The organism is Bacillus sp. MZGC1, from assembly GCF_002998605.1.
Classification (GTDB): domain Bacteria; phylum Bacillota; class Bacilli; order Bacillales; family Bacillaceae; genus Bacillus.
Map to the genome: position 1 here is coordinate 200,261 of NZ_PVRE01000002.1, position 17,476 is coordinate 217,736.

Below are 17,476 nucleotides of genomic sequence, written 5' to 3' on the forward strand. Positions count from 1 at the left end.
CTTTATTTTCGCTAGAATATGAGTACATAAGAAAGGTGTTGTGGAACGTGGAGATTCAGTTTTTAGCAGGCAGATCGGGGAGTGGAAAAACGACTGCAATCTTAGAGGAAATCAAAGAACAGCTTCGGCTTGATCCGTTGGGTCCGCCAATCATTTTTTTAGTCCCGGATCAAATGACATTTTTAATGGAATATGAGCTTGCAAAAACGTCTGAAGCTGGCGGAATGATCAGGGCCAAAGTATTTAGTTTCACACGTCTTGCTTGGTCTATTTTACAGCAGACTGGCGGAGCGAACCGGCAATTTGTGACAAGCACAGGAATTCAAATGCTTTTAAGAAAAGTGATTGAAGAGCAGAAAGAAAAGTTTAAAGTGTTCAAAAAAGCGAGTGATAAGCCGGGATTTGTGGAGCAAATTGAAAAGACGATGGCTGAATTCAAAAGGTATTGTATGTTGCCGGAGGATATTGAAAAAATTTCAATGTCGAGCATGTATTCAGAGTATACAGAAGAAAGACGGGCAGCCGAAAAATTGCATGATCTGCATGTTCTTTATCAGCAGATGGAGCAGCATTTACAAGATGAATATGTGCACTCAGAAGACTATTTGACACTTCTCACGCAGCAAATTCCTTCATCTGAAGAAATAAAAGGAGCACACATTTATATAGATGGTTTTTATCAATTTACACCGCAGCAGCTTCTTGTCATTGAACAGCTCCTGCTGCATGCAGCAAAAATAACTGCTGCTTTCACAGTGGATCGCTCCTATCATGATAGGCAGCCAAATGAACTTGATTTATTTCGTATGACAGGGAAAACGTATTTCCAGCTCTATCAGCTTGCTAGAGAGTGCGGAGCTGACATTTCTGAAAACGTTTTGGAAAGAAATAAACGACACATTTATACACCAGATCTTGCTTATTTAGAACACCAATATGAGCAGAGACCAGTGCAGCCATATCAGGAAAACACCCCTCATCTCACAGTGTCTAAAAGTGCAAATAAACGAGCTGAAATTGAGGGTGTAGCGAGAGATATACTTGATTTAGTGAGAGAAAAAGGACTTAGATTGAGAGATATCTCGATTGTTGCACGACATGTAGACGACTATAAAGACACATTAAAAGAGGTTTTTCGAGATTACGATATTCCTTTTTTTATTGATGGAAATGAATCGATGCAGTATCATCCGCTCATTGAATTGATTCGTTCGAGCTTGGATGTCATAAAGGGAAACTGGCGGTATGAAGCGGTATTTCGCTGCGTGAAAACAGAGTTCTTATTTCCGCTTGAACTCGCTAAGAACAAAGCGAGAGAGCAGGCAGATCAGCTCGAAAACTATTGTATTGCTTATGGTGTAAAAGGAGAACGCTGGACAAACGGTTCCCGGTTTCATTACAGGCGCTTCCAATCATTAGATGAGGATTTTGGACAAACAGATCAAGAAATTGAAATGGAACAAATGCTAAATGACGTCAAAGAATGGATCGTGCCCCCGCTTTACCAGTTGCAGAAAAGGCTCAAAAAAGCGCAAAAGGTAAAAGACATGGTAGAGGCTGTCTATGTCTTTTTAGAAGAGATACAAGTACCAGATAAGCTTGAAAAAGCGAGGCTTGACGCTGAAGAAGCAGGTAGATTAGCTGAAGCAATGCAGCACGGACAAGTATGGGATGCGGTTATTCAATTAATGGATGAATTTGTTGAAATGCTAGGTGAAGAAGAGCTCTCATTTCCTTTATTCCAACAAATGATGGATACAGGATTAGCTTCTCTAAAATTCGCTTTGATTCCGCCTTCACTCGACCAAGTATTTATTGGAAGTATGGATTTATCGAGAATGTATCAAGTGAAGTGTACGTTTATCGTTGGTGTAAATGATGGCGTTATTCCCGCACGCCCCTCTGATGAGAGTGTATTGTCTGAGGATGACCGTGAATGGTTAAAACGAGCAGGAGCAGAGCTGGCAGAGACAGGAAAGGAACGGCTGCTAGATGAGCAATTTTTAATTTACCAAGCGTTATCGAGTCCATCACGTCATTTGTATCTATCCTATTCGGCTGCTGATGCAGAAGGACGTTCTCTTTTGCCTTCGACACTTATCAAGTATTGCCAAGAGCTTATGCCAAATCACCAGCAGGCTCTTTATGTGTTAGATCCAGAACAACTGGATGACGAGGAGCAATTAAAATTTGTAGCGAATGAGCATGTTTCGTTATCGTATACCGTTTCACAGTTGCAGCAATGGCTCAATCAATATCCCATTAGTGGTGTATGGTGGAGTGTCTATAACTACTTAATGACATCTCCTCATCGGGATGTATCAAAAAACATCATGTCAAGTTTGTTTTTTACAAATCGAGCGAAGCCATTAAAGCCTAATGTCACAAAAGAGCTTTATGGTGATCATATTCAGGGCAGTGTTTCAAGAATGGAGAAATTCAATGCGTGTGCATTTTCTCACTTTGCTTCCCATGGGTTAAAACTAAAGGATCGACAATTTTACAAATTGGAAGCACCTGATATCGGCCAGTTGTTCCACTCGGCTTTAAAACATATTTCAGATACGCTTGTTGAACAAAAAAAGGATTGGAAAAACCTAACGAAGGAAGATTGTGTCACTTATTCAAAACATGCGATTGAACAGCTTGCTCCGCGTCTTCAAAAGGAAATTCTATTAAGCTCTAATCGGCATGCTTATATTAAAGAAAAGCTCCAGAAAATCTTGATTCGAGTCTCTTCTATATTAAGTGAACATGCCAAAGTGAGTGGATTTTCTCCAGTAGGGTTAGAGTTAGGTTTTGGGGGGCAAGGGCCATTGCCGCCGTTTACTTTTCAATTAAAGAATGGCTGCACGATGGAGCTTGTCGGAAGAATTGACCGGGTAGATAAAGCAGAAGGTTCAAAAGGGCTGCTCTTGAGAATAGTCGACTACAAATCCAGTGAGAAAGGTCTTGACTTAGCAGAAGTATACTATGGGCTGGCCTTGCAAATGCTCACTTACTTAGACCTGACCATTACGTATTCGAAAGAGTGGCTCGGGGTTGAAGCGACGCCTGCTGGCATTTTATATTTCCATATCCATGATCCGCTTATTCAAGCACCTATTCCGCTTGCAGAGGATGACATTGAGCAGGAAATATTCAAGAAATTTAAAATGAAGGGTTTATTGCTTGAAGATGTAGAAGCAGTAAAGCTCATGGATCAAACGCTTGATTCAGGTAGATCACAAGTCATTCAAGCCGGCTTGAAAAAGGATGGGTCTTTCCGTTCTGACTCTGCAGTTTTAAGTGAAGATCATTTCCATATACTCACACAACACGTTCGGCGCACATTTGAAGAAGCAGGCGAAAGAATTACAAATGGAGAGGTCGCAATTAATCCATATAAATTGAAGGATCAAACACCTTGCCGCTTTTGTTCATTCAAGTCTATTTGCCAATTCGATGAATCAATAGAGGATAATGATTTTAGGGTGCTCACCTCTGAGAAAGATGATGTTGTGATAGACCGGATCAAAAAAGAAGGGGATCAGTATGCAAATACCAAAACCGAATAACAGTACGTGGACGGATGACCAATGGGAAGCCATCGTTTCAGAAGGACAAGATATCTTGGTTGCGGCGGCGGCAGGGTCAGGAAAAACAGCTGTTTTGGTTGAACGGCTGATTCGAAAAATGACCCGGCCTGAACATCCAGTTGATGTGGACCGTCTGCTCGTTGTGACTTTCACAAATGCATCTGCGGCAGAGATGAAGCATCGGATTACAGAAGCACTTGAAAAAGAATTAGCCAAAAACCCTGGGTCCCTTCATATGAGAAGGCAGCTGTCCCTCATGAATCGTGCCAATATTTCTACCTTGCACTCCTTTTGCTTGCAGGTTTTGCGCACCTTTTACTATGAAATTGATCTTGACCCAGGCTTTCGTTTGGCAGATCAAACAGAAGGAGAATTATTAGGAGATGAAGTGTTAGATGAACTGTTCGAGGATGAATATAAGGCTGGAAAGCCATCATTCTTTGAACTGGTTGATCGTTACACTTCTGACCGCCATGACTTAGATTTGCAATGGCTTGTGAAGAGAATTTATGAGTTTTCTAGGTCTCATCCTTTACCTGAGCAATGGATGAGGGCATTCCTTTCACTTTATGATGTAGATGCACAAACAAAAGTAGAAGAATTACCGTTTTATCCATATATCAAAGAAGATCTTTCTCTCGTTCTCCGGAGCTGCCAGGAGCTGCTTGAACGAGCTCTTTCGCTATCAAAAGAGCCGGGCGGCCCAGCACCGAGAGCAGCGAATTTTATAGATGATTTAGAGCAAGTCAATGAATTAATCTGTCATCAAGATGATTTTGAGGAGCTTTACGAGCTTTTGCCGAACGTCAATTTTAAAAGGCTCAAAACGTGCAAAGGGGATGAATATGACCCTGTTTTGTTAGAAAAGGCCACAGATGCACGTAATCAAGCAAAAAAACAACTAGAAAAGCTAAAAGATGAATACTTTATGCGCAGTCCTGCCCAGCATTTAAAAAGCTTAGCTGAAATGAAGCCAGTTGTGGAGACGCTTGTAGAGCTTGTGATCCAATTTGGTGTGCGTTTCGAGAGAGCGAAGCAGGAAAAGTCAATTGTCGACTTTTCGGATTTAGAGCACTATTGCTTACGCATTTTAGCGGAGCAGGATGCAGAAGGACATTTGATCGAAACAGAAGCTGCCAAGTACTATCAACAGCAGTTTGAAGAAGTGCTCGTTGATGAATACCAGGATACAAACCTCGTACAAGAAACGATTTTAAAGCTTGTGTCTAAAGGGGAACATTCTGCAGAGGGCAATCTGTTTATGGTTGGTGATGTAAAGCAGTCCATTTATCGTTTTAGACTGGCTGAGCCCATGCTCTTTTTAAACAAATATAAACACTTTCAACCAGACGGCAAAGAAACAGGGAAGAGAATTGATTTAAATAAAAACTTCCGAAGCCGTTCAGATGTTTTAGATAGTACGAACTTTTTGTTCAAGCAGCTGATGGGGGAAACAGTTGGAGAAATTGAATATGATGAACAAGCTGAATTAAAGCTTGGAGCGAGTTATCCAGAAAGCAAAGATACAACGACAGAAATGCTCCTTGTCCACTTAGATCAGCAGGAAGCAGAAACCGGCGAAGAGCGAGAAGAACTTGAGACCGTCCAATTTGAAGCGAGAATCATTGCTAAAAAAATAAGAGAATTGGTGGAGCAGCCATTTCAAGTGTACGATGCAAAACAGCAAATGACCCGTAACTTGCAGTATCGTGACATTGTCATTTTGCTTCGGTCTATGCCGTGGGCCCCGCAAATGATGGAAGAATTAAAGAAGCAGGGAATCCCAGTATATGCGAATCTTTCCTCTGGTTATTTTGAAGCAACAGAGGTGTCTGTCATTCTTTCTTTGTTAAAAGTCATTGATAATCCATATCAGGATATTCCGCTTGCAGCTGTTTTAAGATCACCTATTGTTCATTTAGATGAAAATGAAATGGCACTTATTCGAACGAGTGATAAAAAAGGCACTTATTATGATGCTGTAAAGGCATTCATGAGTGTGACGCATTCTGATCACCCTACATGCAAAAAATTAGAGCGATTTTTCCAATTGCTGCGTAAGTGGCGTGATTTCTCCATCAATCATTCGGTGGCAGAATTAATTTGGGAAGTATACCGAGATACGCAGTATCTTGATTATGTTGGCGGGATGCCTGGAGGTAAGCAGCGGCAGGCGAATCTTCGTGCCCTTTATGATCGAGCCAAGCAATATGAAAAAGCTGCCTTTAGAGGGCTATTTCGATTCCTTCGTTTTATTGAAAGAATGCAGGAGCGTGGAGATGATCTTGGTGCGGCAAAAACGTTCAGTGAAACAGAGGACGTTGTGCGCATGATGACGATCCACAGCAGTAAAGGATTAGAATTTCCAGTCGTCTTTACTGCAGGACTCGGCAGGAACTTTAATATGATGGACTTAAACCAGTCCTACTTACTTGATAAAGAGCTAGGCTTTGGAAGCAAGTATATCCATCCAGAGCTGAGAATTAGTTATGCGACATTACCGCTTGTGGCGATGAAAAAAAAGATGAGAAAAGAGTTATTATCTGAAGAGCTGAGGGTCTTATATGTGGCGCTCACAAGGGCTAAGGAAAAATTATTTCTGGTCGGCTCTGTCAAAAATCAGGTGAAAGCATTAAGCAAATGGCAAAATGCCGCGACTGGAGAAGAGTGGCTGCTCCCTGATTTTGAACGTTATCAATCGAAAACATACTTAGATTTTATTGGCCCTGCCCTTATCCGTCATCAAGCGATGTCATCTGTTTTAGAAGAAACAGGCGATGTTGTTCTTTCGCATCCGTCTACATTCACTATCTCGTTTACGCAAGCTTCTGATCTTCTAAAGGAAGATATGTCACTTGAAAAGAAGCAGCAAGACGAGGTAGTACAAGCATTGATGGATGGTCTGCCTGTTGAAGGATATGGTGATGCTGATGAGAAGGTGGCAGAGAGACTTTCATGGAAATATCCATATCTAGCGGCCTCGCAAGTCGGCACAAAGCAGTCTGTTTCCGAGATAAAAAGGATGAAAGAAATACAGGATGAGTACAGTGTTCCTTCTTCTATTCGAAAAGCTCGTGCAACATTGTATGACCGGCCGGCTTTCATGAAGAAAAAAACACTCACTGCCGCAGAACAAGGCACCGCAATGCATACAGTCATGCAGCATATCACGCTTCCTTCTGAGGAGCCCTATGATGAATCACGTATAAGGCACCTGCTCAAATCCTTACAGCAGCGAGACTTGCTAACAGATGAGCAAGTCCAGTCAATTGATCAAGAAGGAATTGCTGCTTTCTTCTCTACTTCAATTGGTCAAAAACTGCTGAAAGCGGACTGGGTAAAACGAGAGGTATCATTTAGTATGGTGTTACCTGTTAAAGAGGTATACAGTCATATTGATACTGAGGGAGAGCCTGTTCTGATTCAAGGAATGATTGACTGTTTATTTGAAACAGATGGAAAGCTATTTTTACTAGATTATAAAACGGATAGAGTGCAAGGCAGATATACAGGTGGACTTGACGCTGCTGAACCTATCTTGAAAAAGCGCTATGAAACCCAAATAGCGTTATATGCAAAAGCAGTAGAGCGTTTGACAAACAGAACATTAGAGGAGAAAATTCTCTATTTCTTCGATGGGAATTTAGAAATCTCTTTATAAATGTATCGGAATGAGAGGTGAATCACATGAGGATTCTGCATACAGCGGATTGGCATTTAGGGAAAACCCTTGAAGGTCGAAGCCGGCTTGATGAGCAAGCACAGTTTTTAGATGAACTGTATCAAATCGTGAAAGACGAACACATTGATGTCATTGTGATGGCCGGTGATGCCTTTGATACAGTGAATCCGCCTGCTAGAGCAGAGCAGCTTTTTTATGAAAGTCTATCTGCCTTATCTGATAAAGGAAAACGGCAGGTAGTGGTCATCTCAGGCAATCACGATAATCCGGATCGCTTATCAGCCGCATCTCCTTTAACAAATGATCAGGGTATTCATTTAATTGGATATCCGACAAATGACATCATCCGTGTCGATGTTCCTTCTTCGAGTGAACGTTTATCCATTGCAGCACTCGCTTATCCGTCTGAGGCTAGACTAAATGAGGTGCTGGCTGAAACATTTGAAGAGAAAGTGCTTCGTGATCATTACAATTTAAAAATTCAACAAGCGTTTCAACATTTAAGTACTCAATTCCAGCCGGATACAGTTAATATTGCAACAAGCCACATTTATGTGGCAGGAGGAAGTCAAACAGATTCAGAAAGACCGATTGAAGTAGGCGGCGCATATACCGTTGCGGCTGAAAGCCTGCCAGAAGCAGCTTGCTATGTTGCACTTGGTCATTTGCACCGCCCGCAAACGATCAAACGTGCCAAAACGATTGCCCGGTATTCTGGATCACCTCTTGCTTATAGCTTTTCTGAATCAGGCTATGCCAAATCAGTCACAATTGTAGAGGCAAAACCTAATGAAAAGGCAAGCTGGAAAGAAGTGTTTTTATCAAGCGGAAAACCACTTGTGAAATGGAAGGCGACTGAGGGACTGAGTCAAGTGCACGAGTGGCTGGATGAAAAACGTGATCTTCAGGCGTGGATTGATTTAGAGATTCATTTAACAGACCAGCTCTCTATTGAAGAGATTCATCAGCTCCGTAAGCAGCATAGTGGGTTTGTTCACATTCGACCAAAGTTCAAAGAACTACAGCAAATAGAAGAGCAAAAGCAAGTGGAAAAGCTCTCAATCGAAGAGCGGTTCGTGAAATTTTATGAGCGCCAGACAGGTGGCGGTCTACCCGATGAAAAAACAGTCAAACTGTTTTTAGAGCTAGCCAATGAAATGCAAGAGGAGGAAGCGACTTGAAGCCGATTACGCTGACCATTAAAGGACTTCATAGCTTCAGAGAAGAACAAACAATTGACTTTAGCTCATTATGTGGTGCAGGTGTGTTTGGCATATTTGGACCGACAGGAAGTGGAAAGTCGTCCATATTAGACGCCATGACCCTGGCACTCTATGGCAAAGTGGAACGTGCGTTAAATAATACACATGGTATTTTGAACCAAGCGGAAGAAAAGCTGTCGGTTTCCTTTACATTTGCTTTGCAAAAGGAACACCATATTTCTTATAAAGTTGAACGTGCTTTCAAACGAGCGGATGAAATGAAAGTCAGAACGACATTATGCCGCCTGATTGAAATCGGTGATACGCAGACCGTTCTCGCAGATAAAGCGAGTGAGGTCAATCGTAAAGTAGAAGAATTACTCGGATTAACCATTGATGATTTTACGCGAGCGGTTGTCTTACCTCAAGGGAAATTTGCAGAATTTCTCTCCCTAAAAGGGGCAGACAGACGTCAAATGCTTCAGCGGTTGTTTAACTTGGAAAAGTATGGGGATCAGCTCGTCAAGCGTTTGCGTGCAAAAGCTCAGAATCAATATGGGCAAAAAAATGAACTGCTGGCTGAACTGAATGGTTTAGGGGAAGCTGGCCCAGAGGCGCTGGCAAAAGCAAAGGAAGCAGCAGAGCAGGCAAAAGCCATTTTTCATGAGAAAAAACAAGCGCGGGACGAAGCGTTCACTGCTTTTACAAAGGCGCAAGCGATCTGGCAGTATCAAAAGGAACAAGAAGCTTATGAGACTGAACAAAACAAACTGAATCTACTGGCACCATCAATGGAAGAGAAAAAGGCCAAGCTCAATATCGCAGAGCAGGCAGAGGCGCTAAAGCCCTATGCGGATGCATTAACAAAGGCTGAAAAACAGCTTTCTCAAGCATCAAAGGAGAAGCAGGAAGCAGAAAAGCAGCTGCTGCATCAACGAACGATCTATGATCAAATGACGCATGAGTATGAGCAAGCCCGGCAAAAGAAAATAGAGACTGAGCCAGAACTTCTCCAAAAGAAAGAGCAGCTGATTCATCTAAAGGAAATTGAACGAAAAAAAGAGACAGCTTTTCAGGAAAAGACAGGAATAGAACAGCAAAAAAATGAAAAAACGCAGCAATTCATACAAAAGAAAAAAGAAGCGGACAATCTTCAATCTCTATTAGAGCGTGCACTGACGAAACAAACACAGCTGAAGCATGAGCTGGAGCAGTTACAAGTCTCAGTAAAAGAACGGAAAAGTGTACAGGATGCTTTACGTTTAAGTGAAAATGTTGAAAGAATAAACCGCAGCATTCAAAAAGAAAAGCAAAAGCTGGAGGAGCTCAAAAAGCGAGCCTCACAGACTTCAGAAGCATATGAAAAGCTTCAAAAACAGCAAAACGACCATCATGAAAAAATAGACCAATCGTTTCAAGCAATTGAACACCTCTATTTTTATGTATGTGAATTCGAACGAGCTCTAACAGAATGGAGTAAAAAAGAACAACATCAGAAGCTCGAAAAATTAAAACAGCGTGATGTTGTAAGGGCGGCTGAATTAAGAAAAGAATTAGCGGCAGAGCTAGTAGATGGTGAGCCATGTCCGGTTTGTGGATCAATTCATCATGATCCAAAGGCTTTGGAATCCAATGACCATGAAGAAACCGTGGCACAAGTCGATGAAGTCATTCAACGGATGGACAAAGAGCTCAAGCAGGCAGAGGAGTATGCGAGAGACATGTATGCCGCAAAGCAGCTCCTCGAAACGAATGCCAATCAATTAGTGAAACAATTCGCTTTCTTATCTCAGAAAGCCCCGGGAGCAGAAGTAGCTGCAGCAGTAGAAACCGTACAAAATCCGCAGTCTTTGCAGGATCTGATGCAAGAATGGAGAGGCATAAAGCAGGATATTCAAGAAGTTGAACGTAAACGAGCTCGTTTAATGGATGAAACGCATAATCAAGCAGCAGAGATGAGCAAGATGAAAGAGCAAATGACTTTTGAACAGCAGCGCATCGAAGAATTAGAGGTGCTGATCAAAGAGCTTCAATCTGAGCTTTCAGAGCAAACGACTCAATTTGAACAGGCCTTCCCTCATTTTACATTGAATCAAGTACAAGAGCTGCAAAAGCAAATCGATGAAAAGGACCAACAAGCGGAAGGCTATAAAGAACGTATTGAGAAAAGCATTTCGTTTTTGGAAGAAAAACAGCTAGCAAAAGAGCAGCTGCAGACAGCGATATACAATGTCGAGAAAGAACTTGATAAACTAGCGCATCAGCTAGAAAGTCAGCATCAGCTTATCCATCAATATGAAACAGATTTAGGCCGATATCCATTAAAAGCTGCCTCTATTTCTGATGAACTTATTGAGGTTGAACATACTCTTGCTCTTCTTAATGAAAAAGAACAGCAATCGTACAAGCAATTGCAGCACGCGCAGCAGTTGTTTAGTGAGGCGCAAAGCCATTTTTCAAGCAGTGAGCGTCAGCTTCAAGAGGCGAACCGGCGAAAACAAGAAGCAGAAGCAGCATGGGAAAAAGAAACAGAATCCTCTCCTTTTCATATGCCGCAGGAAATTGAGTCTGCTTCAATGGAACAGGCAGTACGTCAATCGGTCAAACAGGAAATGGAGGAATTTGAGGATAAAAGAAAGGAATGTGCCGCAAACTTAAAGCGAATTTCTGAATTACTGAAAGAAGAGTCACTGGATGAAAAGCAGTGGACTGACATTCAGCACAGAAAAGATGCAGCTGAAAAAGCATTGGAAGAAGCGACAGCAATGAGTGGGTCCGCACATGAACACCTGCGTGTGATTGAAGAAAATCATCAGCGCTTTGCAAGTATTCACGAACGCTTGGAAGCACTGCAGCAAGAAATTGATCGCCTCGATAAACTGCAAACCGTTTTTAAAGGGAATACGTTTGTTGAATTTTTAGCAGAAGAACAGCTGGAAAGTGTCAGTCGTGATGCATCCGCCCGCTTGGGTATGTTGACGAGACAAAGATATGCGATTGAGGTCGACTCAGAAGGCGGCTTTGTTATGCGTGATGATGCAAATGGTGGTGTCAGGCGTCCTGTGTCCAGCTTGTCCGGCGGGGAAACCTTCCTGACATCGCTGGCGCTTGCCCTTGCTCTTTCTGCACAAATTCAGCTGAGAGGTGAATTCCCGCTGCAATTCTTTTTCCTTGATGAAGGATTCGGTACGCTCGATCAAGACTTGCTTGATACGGTCATTACCGCATTAGAGAAACTGCAGTCTCACAATTTAGCAGTTGGTGTGATTAGCCACGTGGAAGAATTGAAAATGAGACTGCCGAAGAAACTGATTGTCCATCCAGCAGATCCAAGCGGGAAAGGGACAACGGTCTCAATGGAATTAATGTAATTGTTGAGGTGATGACAGGGTGGCAAAGCAAACCATTGGATTATGTGAGCTGTGCGGAAGACAAAATGTCCTGCTCACAGAACACCACTTAACACCAAGAGAAGAAGGTGGGGCTTTTTTAGCGACTGCCTTCCTGTGTATCCCCTGCCATAAACAAGTGCATGCACTCTTTACAAACCAGGAGCTTGCCGCACGCTTGAACACACTTGATGCACTAAGGCAGGATGAAAAGCTTGCTTCGTACATCAAATGGATTCGAAAACAGCCGGCAAGCAAGCTGGTTAAAACAAAAAAATCGAGACAACGCAGAAAAAAATAAGCATAAAAAGCGCTCCTCTAAATGAAATGACTGTAGAGGAGCTGCTTTATGCATTGCCTACCATATTCTGATCATTTAAGTCAGGATCCACATAGTTGGTGGCGCTAATGCCATTATTTAATATCAAGAAATCTCCGGTATTTCCCGCTCCAGAGCCTAAAGCAGATTTTGACGAACTTTTAGGCGACAGGTAGAATGAGTCACCGACGTTTACGACGCCTCCAGAAATAGAGTTAATGTAAATGGGTCCGACAATTGCTGGCATAATCGACATCCTTTATTCGAAGTCATATCACCATCATATGCGTAGGTAGGTCCATTTGTGAGTTTGGCGGACTTTCGTCGTTGCTAAATAACTCTCGAATATGCTTCACTCTTGCAACGCCATTCACTCCACACGTAGAGCCAATTTGAAACACAGAGGAGGAAGACACCCCTTCTACATGTATTGAAGACACTTTAATCACAGGCTTTTCATGGTAAAATGCTGTTCTGACGGATCGTTCCGGCAGCATCAATGGAATAGGCTCATAATACACTTCAAATTCTTTCGCATTTAAGTTTTCTGCTTCATTGCCATAAAACAAACTAATGGTTCGTTGAACAGCTAACACCTTAACCTTCGGGCATAGCTCCTGCGTATCACCGATTTGAACAACACTTGAAATCCCCACAGAATTCACCTTCGTGAAACTCACTTGAGATGTGCGCTTTATCATTATCGAGGTGCCAGAGGAACAAACGGGCCAATGATAAGAGATTCTGGCGGTGTATCAAAAATGGAGGATAATTGTACATGATCTGTGTCCCCGATGATAAATAGGGAAGAGGACGAAACCCCAACTACTTTAATGCATCCGGTCTCGATGTTGCGGTTGACGACTGTGAAATTCATCCGTTTTCCTCTCCTTTCGTTTCATTTGGAATATGGGCTAAGAAATGCTCAATCGCTCGTTTGACATCATGCTTCACATATTCAGCAATTTGCTCTGAACGCTGCAGCGGGGTCATATCTTCCCGGTGCGGGAGCTGTCCTGCATAGTATTTGATTCTGCTGTCAATTTGCTTGCGAATGTCCTCAATGATGTGGTGTTTGTTGCTCTCATCAAGAGACCCTTCATATCGCTGCTCTAGCTCTTCAAGAAGTTCTGGCGCTTCTTCATTTAAGAATGCGTCGACAAGCTGGCGTGTTTGATTGAAAAATTGATCAGCCATTTCTTGCTGCATCATTCCAATACCCGGGGTTGTTGTTTGGCCCACTTCAAAGTTTTGAACACTGTTTGGATCAGATGGATTGAGGCCGATATTCAGTGTACCTTCAAGCCGCTCGATTTTCAGTTGATCAAATTGATAATCAATCCGTTCAATCGTCGTTGTCGGTTTATCTTTGATCATTTGCATTTCCTGCTGAAGCTCGTTAAGCCTTTTTTCAAGCATCATAATTTGTTGTGTTTGCTTTTGAATGATGCCATGCACCTGTGAAGCGTTGCTTTGATAATCATACATTGACATACACCTCCGGGGATAGCAGATGAACTTAAGTTGTTGGTGACTGAAGCGGTACAAAAGGTGTTGTGATTGCGCCTTGGGATTCTTCAATTCCTTGTGTGCCTGCTGCGGCAGGTGCTGCTTCTACGTAGCTGCCCGTGTTATACAGATTAGAAAGAGCTTTAATTGAACCAGCGCTCCCAATTTGCAGCACAGAGGAGTTACTGACAGACTCTACACGCAAATAATTAATTTGTATCGCTTGATTAATATAGAAGTTCAACGGATTCTCACTCCTTACAAGTTACCAACAAGCGGTTGATCAATGACATCACTGTCGTACGTATTTGTCACACTTTTATAGTTGCTAATGCGCAATTGATCACCAGTGTTAAAACTGCCTGCGCCAGCAAACGTTTTAACCTGACTATTTGGAGAAATGGTGATGCAGTCTCCAACATGAACGACTCCGCTCGTTCCGACGGCATTTACTTTAAAGGCTCCAACAATAGCCGGCATAGCGGTGCACATCCTTTATAAAAATAAGGCACTTTGTTTTTGGGCGTTTCACCATAGCTTATGATGGGTCTTTTAATGTGTGATTGTCTTTTTGAAAGCTTTTGATGAGAGGAATTAGGTGTATGGTTTACCCTTTTTTAGAGCATTCATTCGAGGTGTATTTGATGCCTTTATTTAAGAGTGTATCAAGCTCTTGACTGCACCTGATGGTTTCTTCGGCATTCATCCCGAATTTTTTTGCTGTCTCAATTAAATGTAATCTTTTTTGTTCAATTTCATAATTGATCATAACGGACGCCAACTCTCACATTTTTTATATAATAGAAGGATATGGTTAGTATACCCTATTTTTCTATAAAAAAAGCTGTTTCGTCAATATGAGTAATAAAGTGACAAAATTCGAAAGCGTCCTTACTTGCCATCTATCTCTTTTCTTATTTCAGCCTGTAAATAACGTCGTCTTTTGTTGATATACTGCCGGATGACCTCTCGTTCTGATTGTAGGATGTCTTTTCGATCTCTCGTATAAGGATCATCTCCAATTCGGTTCTCGATAGAGGCATGCCATTTCTCGATGATTGGACAAAGCCGGTCTTCTAAAAAATGTGTATCGAGTACATGCTGAAAAAGCGTGTAATAGGATCTCTTAAAAGAAGGGATATCTAGTAACCTAGCAGTTAAAGTATTAAAGCCGTTTACTGGAATATAATCAAATGCCATTTCTTCTCCATGAATGTCACGGCCCCATGTCGCATCATAATCCCAAGGAAGTACTTGAAATTTTCCTTGTTCATTCACATAAAGAGCGTAGTTATGGACAAAGCCGTCAAAGTTTTGTGTGCACACGACACCAATGAGCCAGCGGAAATACTGTGTTACATCTAGGTATTGCTCAATTTTTTCTGCAAATATGTCATCTTTCGCTGTGTTGAGAAAGTAAATAAATTCACTCAGCTGCTGATCGTGTTGAGAAGTCCCCGTTTTTTTCTCGTACCCGAGGAGGAGGTGTTTTTTTGGCTTTTTATCAAACGAACTCAAAAGGGAGAAGTTGGCATCGTCATCGACTGCATAATAAATGCCGCCTCCTGAAAGCTGCCTTTTCTGAAAAAAGTGCTCATCAACAGATTCTATTTTTAAATAAATGCCTTCTTTTCTTCCGTTTATAGTGAGAAACACATGAGACGCAGCCGGGCTTAGCACCCCTATCTGCTCGAAGAAATAAAAGGACAGTCTGTTTCGGATAAACGAGGGGTCATTGTATTCTGCATTTAAATGAAAGATAGATTCGCCTTGTCTTTGCTTTGGCTTTCGATATTCAATTTGATAGGACTTTTTTTTCAGCTTTCTAATGTGAGACCCGCGGTATGAAGCATAAATGTGTGATTTGGTCTGGCCGGTTTTCAAAATGGCCTCAACAGGTTCATCGTTCCATATGTCTTTTCTTAATTCAATCAAGTCCTTTGGATGAATCCAAATATCTATTTGCTTTAAAGGTTCTGTGGTCATGCGTTCATCAGCCTCCTATGCTCTTCTTTACGATATGAAAATGGAGGAATGTCCTGTACCCGCTTTTAGGTATTCATGGAGTTTTAAAAGAAAGGGGCATCCGCCAAGAACACTTGTCTACCAAGTCTCGTAACATAAAGCAGAGAAGATAAACAGTTTGATCTGTTTGTTTTGTCAAAGTATAGACTGGGAGGGGAATCGTTCGTGAGCACATTTGATCATTCACATATTGAACATGCAGTGGATTCACTTCGAAGTGAAGGACGTGATCATCACTTAGACCGTGAACCAGAATCGAGACGCTCGCACAAGTCAGCTCGTTCTCGCCATTCAAATCGCCGTCATTGGTTCTTTGGTGGAGGCGGATGCCGTAAATCACATCGCAGTAAAAAAAGCTGTAAGAGCTATCGTTCGAAAAAAAGTCGCTGTTCAAAGAAAAGCGTGAAAAGTGAGAAACCATGCAAAAGTAAAAAGTCGTGCAAAAGCAAGAAATCTTGCAGAAGCAAAAAGAGTGAGCCGAAAAAATCATGCCGCAGCAAACACAGATCCCATCATAAGAAAAGCTGCCGTAAGTCACATCGCAGCCATCGTTCTAAAAGATCTCATCACCACAGAAGCTGCCATCGATCTAAACGTTCTCATCACCATAGACGCAGCCGCTCTTGCAAAAGATGTGGAAAGAAAAAGCATCATTCCCACAGCAGAGGAAATGTTGATCGCAAATGGGACCAAGGGAACATGTGGGAGTATCGCCGCTACCGCTAAACATCAGATCATCTTTTTTGAAACCCTTTTTAAAAGAGAGTATGATAAAAAAGGGTTTTTTTTATTTCATAGAGAAATAAAATGAGACATCATCACTTAGCGAAATGAAGATTGTGAGGGGAAGACATGAAGTTTTTTACAGGTGAGATACATAGCAGAATGTTTATTGGGGTAGTCATTGATGATGAATGGGTCATGGACGTCAAAAAGGCAGAAGCCAAATTATTTGAGCTTGAGACACTGCCAAACTCTTTAGCTGAATGTATTCATATGGGGGACAAGTTTGTTGAGCATGTCAAACAGCTCCTTGACTGGGCTGAGAAAAAAGAAGAAGACCGCGGTTCTTATGTATATCCGCTTTCGGAAGTGAAACTCCATGCGCCGATTCCAAAGCCAGCTAAAAACATCATGTGTGTTGGAAAGAATTATCAAGATCATGTCATGGAGATGGGAAGTGCAGCGGATCTTCCTAAAGATGTGATGATCTTTACAAAGGCACCTACTTCAGTCGTTGGACATGAAGCGGATATTCTCCTTCATGAAGATGTGACCAGTGAGCTGGACTATGAAGGGGAGCTTGCGATCGTGATGGGCAAATCAGGGAAGAATATTGCACCTGAAGAGGTCCGCGATTATCTATTCGGTTACACCATTTTAAATGACGTAACGGCAAGAGATTTGCAGAAAAAACACAAACAATTTTTCATAGGTAAAAGCTTAGATACAACCTGCCCGATAGGACCTTATATTGTGCATAAGTCAGTGGTCGAGGATCATGGTGCGCTCCATGTGGAAACAAAGGTAAACGGAGAGGTTCGCCAGTCTGCCAGTACAGAATTAATGATTTTCTCCATCGAGAATATTGTTTCTACTCTTTCAAAAGGGATGACACTAGAAGCTGGTGACATCATTGCAACGGGAACACCTTCTGGGGTTGGCAAAGGCTTTGAACCGCCTAAGTTCTTAGCTTCAGGGGATCGAATTGACATCACGATTGAGCCGATTGGAACGCTATCGAATCGCGTCAAATAAAGAGTGCGATGACA

The 17,476-nt window shown here is 42.0% G+C and carries 16 protein-coding genes; 8 read left to right on the plus strand and 8 right to left on the minus strand.

The features are described from left to right. Positions 1–47 precede the first annotated feature (47 nt). The 5 genes from addB to C6Y06_RS06215 are packed head-to-tail and all read left to right on the plus strand — an operon-like array spanning position 48 to position 12,152. Complete coding sequence (gene addB, locus C6Y06_RS06195; protein ID WP_106036678.1) at positions 48–3,557, plus strand: helicase-exonuclease AddAB subunit AddB; 3,510 nt, start codon at positions 48–50, stop codon at positions 3,555–3,557. Then, complete coding sequence (gene addA / locus C6Y06_RS06200) at positions 3,535–7,239, plus strand: helicase-exonuclease AddAB subunit AddA (protein ID WP_106036679.1); 3,705 nt, start codon at positions 3,535–3,537, stop codon at positions 7,237–7,239. Before addB ends, addA begins: the two co-directional genes overlap by 23 nt. A gap of 26 nt (positions 7,240–7,265) precedes the next feature. Beyond that, positions 7,266–8,441, plus strand: a complete 1,176-nt coding sequence (sbcD, locus tag C6Y06_RS06205; RefSeq protein WP_060595952.1) for an exonuclease subunit SbcD — start codon at positions 7,266–7,268, stop codon at positions 8,439–8,441. Then, complete coding sequence (sbcC, locus tag C6Y06_RS06210) at positions 8,438–11,833, plus strand: exonuclease subunit SbcC (protein WP_106036680.1); 3,396 nt, start codon at positions 8,438–8,440, stop codon at positions 11,831–11,833. The genes sbcD and sbcC overlap by 4 nt, the downstream gene beginning before the upstream one ends. 19 nt (positions 11,834–11,852) lie before the next feature. After that, positions 11,853–12,152 (plus strand): hypothetical protein, encoded by a 300-nt coding sequence (locus tag C6Y06_RS06215; RefSeq protein WP_060595954.1) that lies wholly within the window; start codon positions 11,853–11,855, stop codon positions 12,150–12,152. A 46-nt stretch (positions 12,153–12,198) separates the two neighbouring features. Here the strand turns inward: C6Y06_RS06215 and C6Y06_RS06220 are convergent, their stop codons facing one another. From C6Y06_RS06220 to C6Y06_RS06255, 8 genes are all read right to left on the minus strand, one after another. Next, positions 12,199–12,417, minus strand: coding sequence for a spore germination protein (locus C6Y06_RS06220; protein ID WP_003211468.1), 219 nt, complete (start codon positions 12,415–12,417; stop codon positions 12,199–12,201). Positions 12,418–12,439: 22 nt separating this feature from the next. Then, positions 12,440–12,871, minus strand: a complete 432-nt coding sequence (locus C6Y06_RS06225) for a spore germination protein GerPE (protein ID WP_060595955.1) — start codon at positions 12,869–12,871, stop codon at positions 12,440–12,442. Beyond that, a complete protein-coding gene (locus tag C6Y06_RS06230) occupies positions 12,871–13,047 on the minus strand; it encodes a hypothetical protein (protein ID WP_060595956.1) in 177 nt (58 codons plus the stop codon). Before C6Y06_RS06230 ends, C6Y06_RS06225 begins: the two co-directional genes overlap by 1 nt. Then, positions 13,044–13,658 carry a spore germination protein GerPC gene (locus C6Y06_RS06235; RefSeq protein WP_066031066.1) on the minus strand — a complete coding sequence of 205 codons (615 nt, stop codon included), beginning with the start codon at positions 13,656–13,658 and terminating at the stop codon, positions 13,044–13,046. Before C6Y06_RS06235 ends, C6Y06_RS06230 begins: the two co-directional genes overlap by 4 nt. 31 nt (positions 13,659–13,689) lie before the next feature. Beyond that, positions 13,690–13,923 (minus strand): spore germination protein GerPB, encoded by a 234-nt coding sequence (locus C6Y06_RS06240; RefSeq protein ID WP_060595958.1) that lies wholly within the window; start codon positions 13,921–13,923, stop codon positions 13,690–13,692. Positions 13,924–13,937: 14 nt separating this feature from the next. Continuing rightward, positions 13,938–14,159, minus strand: a complete 222-nt coding sequence (locus tag C6Y06_RS06245; protein WP_003211745.1) for a spore germination protein — start codon at positions 14,157–14,159, stop codon at positions 13,938–13,940. A gap of 127 nt (positions 14,160–14,286) precedes the next feature. Continuing rightward, positions 14,287–14,448 (minus strand): aspartyl-phosphate phosphatase Spo0E family protein, encoded by a 162-nt coding sequence (locus C6Y06_RS06250; RefSeq protein ID WP_012009503.1) that lies wholly within the window; start codon positions 14,446–14,448, stop codon positions 14,287–14,289. A gap of 122 nt (positions 14,449–14,570) precedes the next feature. Further along, positions 14,571–15,665 (minus strand): CotH kinase family protein, encoded by a 1,095-nt coding sequence (locus C6Y06_RS06255; RefSeq protein ID WP_106036681.1) that lies wholly within the window; start codon positions 15,663–15,665, stop codon positions 14,571–14,573. A 283-nt stretch (positions 15,666–15,948) separates the two neighbouring features. Here C6Y06_RS06255 and C6Y06_RS20680 point away from each other — a divergent pair, with 283 nt between their 5' ends. The 3 genes from C6Y06_RS20680 to C6Y06_RS06265 all read left to right on the plus strand — a co-directional run bounded on the left by C6Y06_RS20680 (position 15,949) and on the right by C6Y06_RS06265 (position 17,462). Further along, positions 15,949–16,110, plus strand: a complete 162-nt coding sequence (locus C6Y06_RS20680) for a hypothetical protein (RefSeq protein ID WP_189288324.1) — start codon at positions 15,949–15,951, stop codon at positions 16,108–16,110. A 66-nt stretch (positions 16,111–16,176) separates the two neighbouring features. Next, positions 16,177–16,515: a hypothetical protein gene (locus tag C6Y06_RS20685; RefSeq protein ID WP_187704439.1), complete on the plus strand. Its 339-nt coding sequence runs from the start codon at positions 16,177–16,179 to the stop codon at positions 16,513–16,515. Between the two features lie 41 nt (positions 16,516–16,556). Further along, positions 16,557–17,462 (plus strand): fumarylacetoacetate hydrolase family protein, encoded by a 906-nt coding sequence (locus C6Y06_RS06265; RefSeq protein ID WP_095284997.1) that lies wholly within the window; start codon positions 16,557–16,559, stop codon positions 17,460–17,462. The last annotated feature ends 14 nt before the right edge of the window (positions 17,463–17,476 follow it).

Coding starts and splice junctions, on each gene's coding strand:
- addA (WP_106036679.1), top strand. CDS start 3,535: ATGCAAATACCAAAACCGAATAACAGTACGTGGACGGATGACCAATGG.
- C6Y06_RS06250 (WP_012009503.1), bottom strand. CDS start 14,448: ATGATCAATTATGAAATTGAACAAAAAAGATTACATTTAATTGAGACA.
- C6Y06_RS06265 (WP_095284997.1), top strand. CDS start 16,557: ATGAAGTTTTTTACAGGTGAGATACATAGCAGAATGTTTATTGGGGTA.
- C6Y06_RS06225 (WP_060595955.1), bottom strand. CDS start 12,871: ATGATAAAGCGCACATCTCAAGTGAGTTTCACGAAGGTGAATTCTGTG.
- sbcD (WP_060595952.1), top strand. CDS start 7,266: ATGAGGATTCTGCATACAGCGGATTGGCATTTAGGGAAAACCCTTGAA.
- C6Y06_RS06220 (WP_003211468.1), bottom strand. CDS start 12,417: ATGCCAGCAATTGTCGGACCCATTTACATTAACTCTATTTCTGGAGGC.
- C6Y06_RS06245 (WP_003211745.1), bottom strand. CDS start 14,159: ATGCCGGCTATTGTTGGAGCCTTTAAAGTAAATGCCGTCGGAACGAGC.
- C6Y06_RS06255 (WP_106036681.1), bottom strand. CDS start 15,665: ATGACCACAGAACCTTTAAAGCAAATAGATATTTGGATTCATCCAAAG.
- C6Y06_RS06230 (WP_060595956.1), bottom strand. CDS start 13,047: ATGAATTTCACAGTCGTCAACCGCAACATCGAGACCGGATGCATTAAA.
- C6Y06_RS06235 (WP_066031066.1), bottom strand. CDS start 13,658: ATGTATGATTATCAAAGCAACGCTTCACAGGTGCATGGCATCATTCAA.